The organism is Leptothoe sp. PORK10 BA2 (genome assembly GCF_034932105.1).
GTDB lineage: Bacteria > Cyanobacteriota > Cyanobacteriia > Phormidesmidales > Phormidesmidaceae > Leptothoe.
In genome coordinates this window covers 14,614-28,235 of the sequence record NZ_JAYGIG010000145.1, presented here as the reverse complement: position 1 = coordinate 28,235, position 13,622 = coordinate 14,614, and the positions used below count along the sequence as shown (strand labels likewise).

Annotated in this window: 11 protein-coding genes; 6 read left to right on the top strand and 5 right to left on the bottom strand. The window is 52.2% G+C overall.

What is annotated here, in order from left to right; genetic code table 11:
• Positions 1-854: 854 nt before the first annotated feature.
• The gene (locus tag VB741_RS23290; RefSeq protein ID WP_323367615.1) at positions 855-2,774 is read left to right on the top strand and encodes an ABC transporter ATP-binding protein; all 1,920 of its coding nucleotides are present in this window, start codon (positions 855-857) and stop codon (positions 2,772-2,774) included.
• A 154-nt stretch (positions 2,775-2,928) separates the two neighbouring features.
• On the opposite strand, the gene VB741_RS23285 is transcribed toward VB741_RS23290, so the two are convergent.
• From VB741_RS23285 to VB741_RS23270, 4 genes are all read right to left on the bottom strand, one after another.
• On the bottom strand, positions 2,929-3,216 hold the full coding sequence (locus VB741_RS23285; RefSeq protein WP_323367614.1) for a hypothetical protein: 288 nt from the start codon (positions 3,214-3,216) through the stop codon (positions 2,929-2,931).
• A 224-nt stretch (positions 3,217-3,440) separates the two neighbouring features.
• The gene (locus tag VB741_RS23280) at positions 3,441-3,842 is read right to left on the bottom strand and encodes a hypothetical protein (RefSeq protein WP_323367613.1); all 402 of its coding nucleotides are present in this window, start codon (positions 3,840-3,842) and stop codon (positions 3,441-3,443) included.
• 4 nt (positions 3,843-3,846) lie between these two features.
• Positions 3,847-4,899, bottom strand: coding sequence for an ABC transporter permease (locus tag VB741_RS23275; RefSeq protein ID WP_323367612.1), 1,053 nt, complete (start codon positions 4,897-4,899; stop codon positions 3,847-3,849).
• A gap of 76 nt (positions 4,900-4,975) precedes the next feature.
• Positions 4,976-5,503, bottom strand: a complete 528-nt coding sequence (locus VB741_RS23270) for an adenine phosphoribosyltransferase (protein WP_323367611.1) — start codon at positions 5,501-5,503, stop codon at positions 4,976-4,978.
• A 185-nt stretch (positions 5,504-5,688) separates the two neighbouring features.
• Between VB741_RS23270 and VB741_RS23265 the strand changes: the two genes are divergently transcribed.
• From VB741_RS23265 to VB741_RS23245, 5 genes are all read left to right on the top strand, one after another.
• Complete coding sequence (locus VB741_RS23265; RefSeq protein ID WP_323367610.1) at positions 5,689-7,596, top strand: SUMF1/EgtB/PvdO family nonheme iron enzyme; 1,908 nt, start codon at positions 5,689-5,691, stop codon at positions 7,594-7,596.
• An 88-nt stretch (positions 7,597-7,684) separates the two neighbouring features.
• Positions 7,685-8,053, top strand: coding sequence for a diversity-generating retroelement protein Avd (gene avd / locus VB741_RS23260; RefSeq protein WP_323367609.1), 369 nt, complete (start codon positions 7,685-7,687; stop codon positions 8,051-8,053).
• 246 nt (positions 8,054-8,299) lie between these two features.
• Positions 8,300-8,689: a Pepco domain-containing protein gene (locus VB741_RS23255; RefSeq protein WP_323367608.1), complete on the top strand. Its 390-nt coding sequence runs from the start codon at positions 8,300-8,302 to the stop codon at positions 8,687-8,689.
• A gap of 77 nt (positions 8,690-8,766) precedes the next feature.
• Positions 8,767-10,959 carry an SUMF1/EgtB/PvdO family nonheme iron enzyme gene (locus VB741_RS23250; protein WP_323367607.1) on the top strand — a complete coding sequence of 731 codons (2,193 nt, stop codon included), beginning with the start codon at positions 8,767-8,769 and terminating at the stop codon, positions 10,957-10,959.
• 433 nt (positions 10,960-11,392) lie between these two features.
• Positions 11,393-12,361, top strand: a complete 969-nt coding sequence (locus VB741_RS23245) for a M23 family metallopeptidase (protein WP_323367606.1) — start codon at positions 11,393-11,395, stop codon at positions 12,359-12,361.
• Positions 12,362-12,872: 511 nt separating this feature from the next.
• Here VB741_RS23245 and VB741_RS23240 read toward each other — a convergent pair.
• On the bottom strand, positions 12,873-13,367 hold the full coding sequence (locus VB741_RS23240; protein WP_323367605.1) for a hypothetical protein: 495 nt from the start codon (positions 13,365-13,367) through the stop codon (positions 12,873-12,875).
• Positions 13,368-13,622 lie beyond the last annotated feature (255 nt).

The following is a 13,622-nucleotide window of genomic DNA, read 5'->3' as shown; positions in this document are numbered from 1 at the left end:
CAAGGACACGGATGAGAAAATAGATCCATAACACCACCCAGATTAGATCAGCTTTTGCTGAACCTATTATCGTCTATCGTATATACAACATGCCTTTACGCTGACCCACCTGGCGGAACCAGTGCCGATTTTTCTCAATGGGATGGAATTATCCTGATGCAGGGGATTGGGAATGAAAATTTAAGGCTTAGGAGAAAATCACTAGGCCTATAAAGCTTGGTTAAATATCTCGGGAGTTGGAGCCATAGCTCTGGCTGCAGCACTTTAGGCCTAGGATTGAACTAGGGGTTTCAAGTCATGCGCTTGGGGTTGTGGGTTTACGGTCTATGCTTAGACTTTAGTCGTAAATTGGTAGTTCATAGACTGAAAGATATACCTGCTTGGATTTTCCATGGTGCAGATGATGCCGTGGTTTCAGTCGATGTAAGTTTAAAAACATGGTGATGCAACAACCGTCAGGACTTGAAAGAACAGTTTAAGTGACTTTCAAGTCATACACTAAATAATGGGCAAGCAAAAAAGACTGAGCACAGTTGACCCTCAACCTTCAGTACTGAAAAGTAAAGCATCAATTCTTAAATTCTTGCCCAGGAAAGCAGGTTTCACAGATGAGGTACCATAAACCTCTTGCTACCATACTCAACTTCATAAAATATGAAGCCTTAAGCTTTTTATAGTGTTAAGAGTTATGCTGGCAGCCTTTTCTAAATTTATTAACGGTCATTTTTTAGGATGCAGGCCTGGCAGGGAGACATGCGGGCTACAATTTTTTACGACTAAACCCGTTGGTGCAGATCCAAACTCATGGAGTAGCTACCCACGTTACACTAGCTACGGATGTTTTGCATTAACCCATGACTCTGCTGGCTCTAAGGGACATAAGTAAGGATTTTGGCATTAAGGAAATTTTGCGTGAGGGCAGCTTCAGCATTGAGGAAGGGGATCGGGTTGGGCTGATTGGCACCAACGGTTCGGGAAAATCGACGCTGCTGAAGATGATCGCGGGGCTGGAGCCCATCGACAGTGGTGAAATCTGGAAAAATGCCAGCAGCAAAATTGTCTATCTGCCCCAGCAACCGGAACTGGACGAGGAGCTGACGGTGCTAGAGCAGGTGTTTGCCGATAGTGGCGATGGCATGGCCCTAGTGCGGGAGTATGAGCTAATTTCGGCTCGGTTGGCGGAGGCTACGGGGGATACGGACCAACTGATGGCGATGCTATCGCGGGTGTCGCAGCAGATTGACCAGGCCAATGCGTGGGAGCTAGAAACCCAGGCTAAGGTGGTGCTGACTAAGCTGGGGATTGAGGACTTTACGGTCAAAATTGGCACATTGTCGGGGGGATATCGGAAACGGGTTGCGATCGCAACCGCCCTGCTGTCAGAACCCGACCTAATCCTGATGGATGAGCCCACCAACCACCTAGACGCCCTATCGGTGGAATGGCTCCAAGACTACCTCAGCCGCTATCAAGGGGCCCTGTTCCTGATCACCCACGATCGCTACTTCCTCGACCAAGTCACCACCCGCATCCTCGAAATCGACCGGGGTGACCTGTACCCCTACAGCGGCAACTACAGCTACTACCTAGAAAAAAAAGCCGCCCAGGAAGACGCCTCCACCAGCAGTCAGAAAAAACATGCCGGCGTCCTGCGGCGCGAACTCAAGTGGCTCCAGCGCGGGGCCAAGGCCCGCAGCACAAAACAAAGGGCCCGCATCGATCGCATCCGCGATATGCAAAACAAAGAATTTAAACAGGCCCACGGCAATGTGGACATCACCACCGCCGGTCGTCGCATTGGCAAAAAAGTCGTCGAATTAGAAAACGTCACCAAGGGATACGACGGTCGCACCCTCATCCAAAACTTTTCCTACCTATTCACCCCAGAGGACCGCATTGGCATTATCGGCCCCAATGGGGCGGGCAAATCCACCCTGATGAACATCATCACCGGTCGAGAGCAGCCCGACTCCGGCACCGTTGACATTGGCACCACCATCCACATTGGCTATTTTGACCAATATTCCGACGATGTGAACCTCAACCAAGACCAGCGGGTAATTGATTATCTCAAAGATGTAGCGGAGCTAGTCACCACCGCCGATGGCACCGTGATCACTGCCTCCAAAATGCTGGAACGGTTTCTCTTCCCCCCGGATCAGCAATATTCGCCGATCCACAAACTCTCCGGCGGTGAACGCCGCCGACTGTTTCTATTACGGGTGCTGATGCAGGCCCCCAATGTATTAATTTTGGATGAGCCCACCAACGATTTAGATGTGCAAACCCTGGGGATCCTAGAAGACTATCTAGAAAGTTTTAACGGCTGTGTAATCGTCGTTTCCCACGATCGATATTTCCTGGACCGCACCGTTGAAACCATATTTGCCTTTGAAGGGTTAGGCAAACTCAAACAGTATCCAGGCAACTACTCGGTTTACCTAGACTATAAAGAAATTGCTGAACAGGAAGAAAAGCTGAAACAAGAAGTGGCAGCCAAAGCCCAGAAAACTCAAACCTCAAAAACCAAAACCCAGAACTCTGGCAACAGCCAAAAAGTCTCCTATAAAGAAAAGCGCGAACATGCATCATTAGAAGAGAAAATTCCCCAGTTAGAAGCAGAAAAAGAGACCCTAGAAAAACAACTCTACGTTAATCCCCCCAGCGACTATAACGAAATGCAGGCCCTCTCCCAACGATTGGCGCAGCTAAACACCGAAATTGAGACCGCAACGGAGCGCTGGATGGAACTGGCGGAAAAATTGGAGAATTAAAGGCTATGACGCACGTCATCAGGAGCCATCCTATAGGGACAATCTCTGACGGTTGCCCTTGAATATCGGGGCGGTTTTGGACACAGCTTGGCCGCCAGGGATACATTATTCTGGAGGATGCCTATGCTGGATGGATTAAGACCTGTCTAGACCCTTATTGCATTATCAAAAACTCCACTTCGGGTACGAGGGGATCTTTGACTACACCAATCCCTGCGTAGCCCCAACGATCTAACATTTGCTTCAGCTGAGGCCCACTGATGGACTCCACGGCAAAGCGGTTGGCCACTTCTGCCGCATGCTGGTTGACGTAGCTGAGGGCTTCATAGTCTTCATTAAACAGCATCAAAAATCCCTTAGGATTTTCGGTATTGCGGGGCTTAGCGGCTAGATATTGGCCATCCTGGGTGGAGCGCAGTAGATAGTAAGATTTAGTAAACATAGGGTGTAAATTGCTCTATCCCTACGCTAAGAGCAAAGGCCCTAATTGCTTACAGTCCTGTTGTGAAGCTTAACTGATCTAAGTTTTTGGGTTCAGGATGACTATCAGGGTTAGAACTAATGAATTAGACTACTCCGTCCTCATCAACTGCTACAACAATATCTTTGTCGTGGGGAATAACAATCATTGACGAACTCTTTCTCATGGGATATCCCGTCTAGACATTAATAGCGACCGTTAAACTCACGAAACACATACATATTAATAGCGGCCACCACAAAGCAAACGATGAAGATCAATACGCGGATGCCGTAGATCGGCTCGTTGATCAGCTGACCATTGGCAAAAATTGGCGTAAATGACGGTTCTATTTTGGCCATGGTGAACCCGGTGATGAAGGCGGTAATGGTGGATGTGGCCTGGGATAGATTTTTGAGTTCGTTGCTGGTGTTGGGGGACACGAGGAACCCAATCAGCCAGCCACCTGCCCAGCCGCTGACGCCGATCAGCACCGTTTGGGCAAAGCCTGGATCGTCTAACTCCCCATGGACGCGATGGGCCAACCAAATCACAATGCCAAAGACAATGAACCCGACCAAAAGACCGCTGTAGGAACGTAGCTGCATGGGTCTAGTTCATTTTTGAGAGTTTAATGCGTGGGTCCACAAAAGATAGGGCCAGGTCGGCGAGGAGGTTACCGATGATCAGCATGGTGGCTCCCATCATGAGGCTGGCCATAATCAAATATAAGTCTTGGGATTGCACCGCCTGGAGGGTTAAGCGGCCCAATCCTGGCCAGCCAAAGAAGTATTCAGTAATAAAGGCCCCGCTAAGTAAACTGGCAAATTCAAACCCTAATAGGGTAATTAATGGATTAATCGCATTGCGCAGGGCGTGGGTATAAATCACCCGGTCTTCGGGCAGTCCCTTGGCGCGGGCGGTGCGGATGTAGTCCTGGCGCAGGACGTCCAGCATTTGACCCCGCATTAGGCGCTGCAGTCCGGCAAAGCTGGTGATGCTTAGGGCTAAGGTGGGCAAGATCATATGCCAGCCTACATCCAGCACTTTACCGAGCCAGTTAAGGTCATCGTGGTTGATGCTGGTGCGGCCACCGACGGGAAAGAGGGGGGTGGTGAGCTGGGCGAAGAATAATAGCAGTAGGCCGGTGATCAGGGCGGGGAAGCCTTGGCCGATGTAGCTGAGTACTCGTAGGATGCGATCGCTAAATTTATTATGGTTCACTGCGCCCATGATGCCCAAAGGGATGGCAATGGCCCAGGTGACGACAATGGACGCAATCGATAGCAGGAGGGTATTGGGAATGCGCTCAGCTAAAATTTCTACCGCTGGGCGTTGGTAGGCAAAACTCTCACCAAAGTTGAGTTTAGTCACCACCTGGTAGAGCCACCGAAAATACTGCTCCCAAATAGATTTATTAAGGCCAAACTGCTCCTCAAACTGCAGGATGGTTTCGGGGGAAACCTGGGGATTTTGCCGTTGGGCATCGAGAAAGTCACCGGGGGCTAGCTGAATGATCAAAAAGCTCAGGGCCGATGCCAGCAATAGGGTGAGCAATGCCTGCAGAATGCGCTTGACCACATAGAGAGTGGTCTCACTGGTGAGGGCTATCTGCACTGTCTGCCAAGGAGAACGGGTTTGGGTGGAAGTAGGCTCTGCAGTCATTGGCGGGCAAAAAAAGGAGTCTAGTGCAGAATTTCATCGTCGTCGGTCTTTGTAGGGGCGCAGGGTATGCCCCCCATCAGTATGACAGTAGCGTGGCTATGGGGATATCAGCGGGCAGCTTTTGGCGACCGTTTAAGTCCTTGAGTTCGATTAAAAAGCTAAAGCCTGCAATAGTTGCGCCGGTTTGCTCGATCAATTGGGCGGCGGCAGCGGCAGTGCCGCCAGTGGCGAGCAGGTCGTCTATGATCATGGGTCGATGGCTGGCATTGAGGGCATCCTGGTGTACTTCAAGGCTGTCTTGACCATATTCTAGGTCGTAGGATACTTGATGGACGGCGGCGGGTAATTTGCCCGGTTTGCGAACGGGGATAAAGCTGAGGCCTAGTTTGTAGGCGAGGGGCATGCCAAAGATAAAGCCTCGGGATTCGATGCCGACGATGCAGTTGGGTTGGTAGGGCATGATCTGCTCTGCCATAAGGTCAATGCTGGCTTTGAGGCCGTCGGCGTTTTGCAGCAGGGTGGTAATGTCGCTGAAGAGGATGCCGGGCTTGGGAAAGTCGGGGATTTCGCGGATTAATGCCTGGATATCTGCGGTGGGGTTCACGGCGGGTGCTGATGCAGGACGGCATTATTCTATACTCTGTGGGGCTATGGGTGGGGATATTGCTAGGAGCAAGGGGGTAAAAGGCAGACTCCTGATTTCTGACGGAGGCTCTATGTCCTTAAAAAATCCCGATCCACAACAATTTCCTGGTTTAAACTAAATGCGCCCCTGAAAATCGCTGATCTATGAGTAAAAACTGGGCTATCTGCATCGGTATCAACGCTTACTACAACCTCAAGCCGCTGAACTATGCAGTGCAGGATGCTGTCTCCATGCGCGATTTTTTCCTGGAAGAGGTCAACTTTGAGCAGGTTTTTTACTTTTCTGATAATTCTCCTGCCATTGAGACTCCCAAAGGCGCACTGCGGTCATTGCCCACCTATGCCAACCTCAAGCGCTTTTTTCGTGAACGGTTTCAAACATCCTTTTTGAATGTGGGGGATAATTTTTGGTTTTTCTTTGCTGGCCATGGTGAGCTGCATGAAGGGCATGATTACTTGATGCCGATTGATGTAGATCCTGGCAATGTGGAAGAAACGGCCCTGCGCATTAGCGATATTACCGCTGCTCTGCGGAACTCTGGGGCGGACAATACTATGCTACTGCTGGATGCCTGTCGGAGTCAGGGGCGACGTGGGTCAGTGGGTTTGGGCACCGACGAACAGCCGGGGATAGTGACGATTTATGCCTGTAGTCCTCGTGAGTCATCCTACGAGATTGAAGACCTGGAGCATGGAGTCTTTACCCATGTATTGCTGGAAGGATTTCGTCTGCAAGGGGCTAACAGCCGCGCTACGGTCCAGCGTTTGGATCAATATCTGCGATATGAGGTTCCTCGCCTGAGTCAACGTCACGGCAAGCCGATCCAGACTCCCTATACCGCTGTGGAGCCCCTCTCAAAAAACTGCCTGATTTTGCTGCCCCAGCGCGCCCGTTTAGAAGATGTCGAGGCACTTAAAAATGCGGCATTTCGGGCGGAAACTAAAAATGAGTTTGACTTTGCTCAGCAGCTTTGGGTGAGAGTGCTGGCCGCTTCTATGGTAGACCAGGATGCCATTGAAGCCTTACAGAGAATTGCGTTAAATCGTGCGCAGCAGTCGTCTACCGCTGCGCCCTCATCACCGACGACGGCAGGCAGTCGGAGTATTGCTGACTCAGTGGCAAAGCCTCCATCCCAAGTGCCGCCACCAGTCCCACCAAAGAACCGCGTGGAGCGACTAGAGCAACCTAAGGTACCTGACGGACCGCCTCCTAAAAAAGCATCTACCTTTGACTTTGAGGTGGTTAGGGTTGATGGCCAGGGCAACATCACCCATCGTGAGCAAAAAAAGGCTGAATACCGTCGAGCAGATCTGGGTCAGGGTGTCAGTTTAGACTTGGTGATGATACCTGGTGGCACGTTTCAGATGGGCTCACCAACTGGCCAGGGTAATGCGGATGAAAGACCCCAGCATTCGGTGACGGTTTCTTCCTTCCTGATGGGCAAGTACCCAGTGACCCAGACCCAATGGAAGGCGGTTGCAGCATTATCCAAGATAGACCGTGATCTAGATCCTGATCTTGCCAACTTCAAAGGCGATGATCGTCCGGTTGAACAAGTTGTTTGGGATGATGCTGTGGAGTTTTGTAAGCGCTTATCGAAAAAGACAGGTCGGGACTATCGTTTGCCCAGTGAAGCTGAGTGGGAATATGCTTGCCGAGCTGGGACTACGACAGCCTTTTATTTTGGCGACAAACTTACTCCTAAAATAGCTCAATGCAAATCGAATTTCGGTATGGCTTTAGTGACGATGTTTAGTGGTCAAACTTCCCTGGTAGGTAGTTTTCCTCCTAATGCCTTTGGCCTGTATGACATGCATGGCAATGTCTGGGAATGGTGTTTAGACCACTGGCATGAGAATTACGATGGAGCGCCTACGGATGGGAGTGCCTGGTTATCTGATGATGACAATACAAAGAGGCTGCTGCGGGGCGGTTCCTGGTACTACACTCCGGACTTCTGCCGCTCGGCCTCTCGCCTTAGGCACGCGCGCGGTGACGGGCTCAACGGTGTTGGTTTTCGAGTTGTTTGCGTTTCCTCGTGGACTCTGTAGTAGCTCTCTGTCCTCTTGCTCTTTTCCCCTTTGCCCTTCTTGCTCTTTTCCCCTATTTGGCGTGGTAACGCCTCGATTTTTTTGACCTATGGAAGACCTGCCCATCATTCAAAAAACCTACGACCTGATCAAATGGTATGTGCCGATCCTTCATCGTCTGCCTCGCGATTACCGCTTTACCTTGGGAGATCGGATGATTACTGGACTTTACAGCCTACTTGAGGATCTTGTGCAGGCCCGCTACTCCCACGACAAGCTCAATCGACTCAAGGCGATTAATTCTAGCCTAGATATCCTGCGTTATCAGACCCGCTTACTGTTGGATTTTGAGCTGGTGCAGCCGCGTCGCTACGAATACGCCAGTGGTCTGATTAACACTATTGGGACCGATTTGCCCTCTAAGGCTCCGTCGCCTGATTCCGCCATCTCTTCTTCTTTGACAGAAAATTCTGACTGATAGCCCCTGATATCGAAGGGCTGGACTTTGGCGTGAGCGCAGTCGAACGCACAAGGCGCAGCCCCTACAGGATGATCCATTTTTGAAGCAGCGTGACTATACTCGCATTTGGTATTACACCATCTAATAGTCTTTCCTGATCTCTTCCCATATTATTTTTTCCGTATCTTCTACACTGAGCCTGTAAGCTAGCCTTGAACAGTTAACTATCCCCCCCGTTTTACTAGCGATAGGAGTCCTGAGCCAATGGCTGATGAACCACAGCTTTATATCATTGCCGAAGTCCAAGAAACGGAAGCCGCCACCCCCACCGAAGGTAGACGGGATGGCAGTACAGATAGAGGTGGCGGTTGGGGTGAATCCCCCAAACGAAGCCCGATGGACGCCCTCACTCAAAAATTGACCCGTAAGCGTGTCCCCCTAGATGCCCAGGCGCTGAAGACCCAAATGCAAGGGATGCTTTCTGTGGTGAATGACCTGTTTGACGAGGCAACTACCAACACCGGCTTACAACTCAATGAAGTCGAACTTTCGGTAGAGATCAACGCCGAAGGTCAGCTCAGCCTGGTGGGTAACGGCGGTAAGCTCGGCAATTCTGGGGGTATTACCCTGAAATTTGTGCGTCCAGAAACGTGATGCGGCTGCGTATGCTTGCCCTTTTCCCGTTCTAGCTTCAAAATTTAAGCGTTCCTATCGGTTAACCCCGACCACCCATGGCCAGAAACTGGGCGATCACGATTGGTATAAATGACTATCGCTATCTGCAACGGCTGAACTATGCAAAGCGGGATGCGGAATCGGTTCGTCAGTTTTTTGCTGATGAACTTAAGTTTGAGCGAGTTTATCATTTTGCTGAAGATGCTTCCCCTATCCCCCAGGACTTCGGCCCCGATCTGGATGCGGTTCCCACAGGCAACACATTGAAGCGGTTCTTTCGCACACGGTTTGAGCAACCGTTTTTGCGAGAAGGTGATAACCTGTGGTGCTTTTTCGCCGGCCACGGCATCCGCGAGCAGAACCGAGATTATTTGATGCCGATGGATGGTGATCGCGGCGACCTGGCTGGGTCAGCGATTCCGATCCACTACATTAGCGAGCAGCTGCGTCGTAGCGGAGCTGATAATGTCATTTTGCTAATTGATGCTTGCCGGAGCTATGAAGGGCGACGTGGAGCCGTGGGGATCGGGGAGGAAAAACAGCAGGGGGTGATTACCCTATTTTCCTGTAGTCCTGAAGAATCCTCCTACGAAATCCAGGAGCTGGAGCATGGAGTCTTTACCCATGTTTTAATAGACAGTCTGCGGCTGCAGGGCGAGGGCAACTGTGCCACCGTCGAGCGCTTGTATCAGCGTCTACGCTACTACGTGCCCCAGCTGACCCGGCAGTATAAGCGGGTGGCCCAAACGCCCTACGGTGTGATTGAGCCGCCCAGTAAGAACCATTTAATTTTACTGCCGGGTCAGGCAACGCTGACAGACGTTGTTGCACTTAAAAATGATGCGCTGACCGCTGAAGTTGAGCGTGATAGCAAAACAGCCAGGCAGCTCTGGATTCGTGTTTTGATGGTGTCTCCTGGCGATCCAGTGGCAATTGCCGGGATTGAACGCTTGTCTCGGGGAGGCGCTACCGCTGCACCGAGTTCTCCAGAAACCCCGCCAAAGCAACCTCAAGCCCCTGAGCCCACGTCAATAACCCCACGCGCTGCTCAGCCTGCGCCATCATCGCCTTCGTCACCTACAAAACCACCACAGCCGGGGGCTACACCTAAAACAACAGAGCCTCAGGTTCGTTCACAGCCGCCTTCTCCACAGCCTGCGGTGCCCCCTCCATCTCAGCCTAAACAGTCGGCGATATCGTCCCGTCAGCCTCAGCGCCAGGTTTCCTCGTCGCCGCCAAGCACAACATCACCCTATACTCTGGGTGATCGAATCAGTCGTCGAAAACTAATTCAAATTCTGGGTTTTACAGGCGGTGGCATTGGTACGGTTTTGTTGGGGAGAGCCTTATATCAGGTGGGTTCTAGTACGTCAGACTTTACGCCTACTGCACCACCTCTTACGCCTACAGATTTTCAGCAAACGAGTATTCAGGTCGTTACCGTTAACGAAAAAGGAGAAACGGTAAGTGACGAACCAAAAGATACTTACGTTTTTGAAGAGAGTGTTGGCGATATCACCTTAGGCCTGGTTCCGATTCAGGGGGGCCCGTTTCTAATGGGTTCCCCTGATGGGGAAGGGGCGGATGTTGAGAGGCCCCAACACTCGGTGACGGTTCAGCCATTTTTGATGGGCCAATACGAAGTCACTCAAGCCCAATGGAAGGCGGTTGCCGCATTATCCAAGATAGACCGTGATCTAGAGCCTGATCCCGCCAACTTCAAAGGCGATGATCGTCCGGTTGAGCAAGTTGATTGGGATGATGCAGTTGAGTTTTGTAAGCGTCTTTCAGTACATACGGGTCGAGAGTATCGTCTGCCCAGTGAAGCTGAGTGGGAATATGCCTGTCGAGCAGGAACGACCACGCCATTCCATTTTGGAGCAACCATAACCCCCGAGCTAGCTAACTATAACGGTACATACACCTATGGTTCTGGTCCCAAAGGTGAATATCGAGAACAGACGACCGATGTAGGCAGCTTCCCTGCTAATGGGTTTGGCCTCTATGACATGCACGGTAATGTCTGGGAGTGGTGCTTAGACCACTGGCACGAGAGTTACGATGAAGCGCCTACTGATGGAAAGGCCTGGTTATCTACAGATGACACTGCAAGGAGGCTGCTGCGGGGCGGTTCCTGGAGCTACGATCCGGTCTACTGCCGCTCGGCCTTTCGCCTTAGGTTCGCGCGCGATGGCAGGAACTCCGATGTTGGTTTTCGAGTTGTTTGCGTTTCCTCGTGGACTCTGTAGTAGCGCTCTGTCCTCTTGCTCTTTTCCCCTTTGCCCTTCTTCTCTTTCCCCTCTTTGGCGCGTTAGCGCCTCGATTTTTGGTGCCCATCCCCTGGTTCCCAGACTCCGACTGGGCAGCCTACTCTGCGGCTCTGCCGCCCATCCCCACAGGTCGAGGGGATGGGCGGCAGAGCCGGGTAAAGAACGAGGCAGAGCCTCTGAATCAAGCCCCTGCCAGAGACTGGGCACTAGGGGGGCTAGGGGACTGGGCTAGGGGGCTGGGCACTGGGGGACTGGGCACTAGGAAGACAATGAATTTTCCTTGCCTTCCGGCAGGATTCCAGTAGGATAGGGTGCAGAAAATGAGCATCAGAATCAAAATTCAGCCACCAGCCGACACACTGCTCCCTTCCGCCTTCCGTCTTTCCCCCTGCCTCCCTATCCCCGCCTGCCCGTGAATGACACCCCACCCACCGCCATCCCCACCAAACGCCGCTGCACCGTCACCGTATCCGCACAGGCCTGGCATGGTTCCAAGGCGGCAGCCCAAGCAGCAGGCTGTGGCAGCATTTCCGAACTACTCGAAAAACTAGGCAATGGCGAACTGGCCATTGTCATCGCCGATGAAGTGGGACCACCCCTCAGTGACGCCCCAGGCACGTTTGACACCTATGGCGCGCCATCATCGACACCCCAGACCGTGACAGCCTGGCCATTGGACTCAGCCGATGAAGGCCCCGCTAAACCAACCAGCGGGTATACCAATGGACGAACCGCAACCGCAACCATCCACCCCAAATCAAAACCTCAGCCCGCCCAGCTGTTAGCCCCCCTATTACGACTGCCAAAAGTTGTTCTAACAGCAGTCTGCGCCTCCTTAATTGTGCTGCCGATTCTCTACGTGTTGGATCTACGACTATCCGGTTCTAAGAAAGCTTCCCTGGACCTAGACCAGGCCATTACCGTCACCACCGGCGATGCGATCGCAGGCTATGAAGTGACTGACCACATGCGCATTCGCCCGGTCCACCCGGTGACCGGAGCCGTCAATGTGCCCCACAACGGGGTGGATGTGGCCACCCCGTCGGGCACCCCCATCTATGGGGTGGGAGTAACGGGGGACAAAATTACAGTGGACTGCTGGTGGGATGTGGATGGTGGCGGCTGGGTGGCGAACCAAACGACGGAGTCCTTTCCCCAGCTGGTGTTTCAGTCCCTACACCTATTGGAGAATGAATGCCGTTCGGGTACGTTTACTAGCGGTGAGGTAATTGCCCTTTCTGGCAATAGCGGCCTGGGTTCGGGGGAACATTATGATTTCCGGGTCAAGCTGGAAGGGAGTTATATTGATCCGCCGAGGCAGTTTTTAGAGGCGGCTCTGACGGGAAAAACTCTGGCGTTGGATGGTAGTTTGGCGGAGTGATGCGGGTTTGATGGCCTAAAGGGTATGTTGGGCATTGGATTGGCCCTCATCCCCCAGCCCCTTCTCCCTGGGGGAGAAGGGGGGGCTTGCCTCGAAGTCCTTTTCTCCCAGGGGGTATGATTTCTGGGTCAAGCTGGAGGGGAGTTATATTGATCCGCCGAGGCAGTTTTTAGAGGCAGCCCTTACGGGAAAAATCCTGACATTGGATGGTATTTGGCGGAGTGATGCGGGTTTGATGGCCTAAAAGGTATGTTGGGCATTGGATTGGCCCTCATCCCCCGACCCCTTCTCCCTGGGGGAGAAGGGGGGCTTGCCTCAAAGTCCTTCTCCCCCAGGGAGAAGGATTTAGGATGAGGGCTCCAAACCTCTAGCCCCTCTCCTGATCCCCCACCTCCTTATCCCTAGGGATAAGGAGGGCTTACCTCAAAGTCCTTCTCCCCCAGGGAGAAGGATTTAGGATGAGGGCCCCAAACCTCTAGCCCCTCTCCTGCCCACCCCCATCGCCCTCTACCTATTGCAATGGCTGATCGGGGCTACACACCGTGGACCAAAACTCCACGTCCGTGCGGGAGTCAAGAACACCGGTCAGCTGACTGCGGTAACCTGTCAGCCGCTCCCGTTCTAGACCCTCGGCATAGGGAATAAGTTCATCCACGGTGGCCGTAACACAGACCCAGTCTTTGGTTTGGGCGGCTAAGGAGAGCCGGGATTGGAGGGCATCTACTTCCGCTTGGAGCGCCGCGAGGCGATTGCGTTCGATGTAGTACTCCATATTTGCGATCGCATTAATCGCATACACATCCCCAGGCCGTTTCTCTAAAGCCCGCCGAAAATTCAACAAGGCCGTTTGGTAATCAAAGTCATTCGCATAGGTATAGCCTAGCTTCATCGCCTGGGTATAGGCATCTTGCACGGCAGACGGTGCTGTCGCCTGGGCCAGGGCAACCGTGCCCGGCAGGACCATGGCTAATCCTAAAAGGGAGCCCCATAACCACTGTTTTCCCATAGATTTTTTCCCTCACCTCTATGTTTTCGATATTGTTAGCACGGATTGCCCCCAACCACATGCCAGTGATGTCTCAGGTTTGTCCCCATTTGGCCCCAAAGGTTTGCTATACCGGCTACCCAGGCTACCCCGCAGGCAGGTCAATGTTTCATCAGCAGTCGATTCTGACCAAAATTTGCCTTGCACAGGGTGTCAAAAAACCGTTACATTAGTTAATACTTAACGTAAGTTTACAAATGACTAGGTCCATTGATT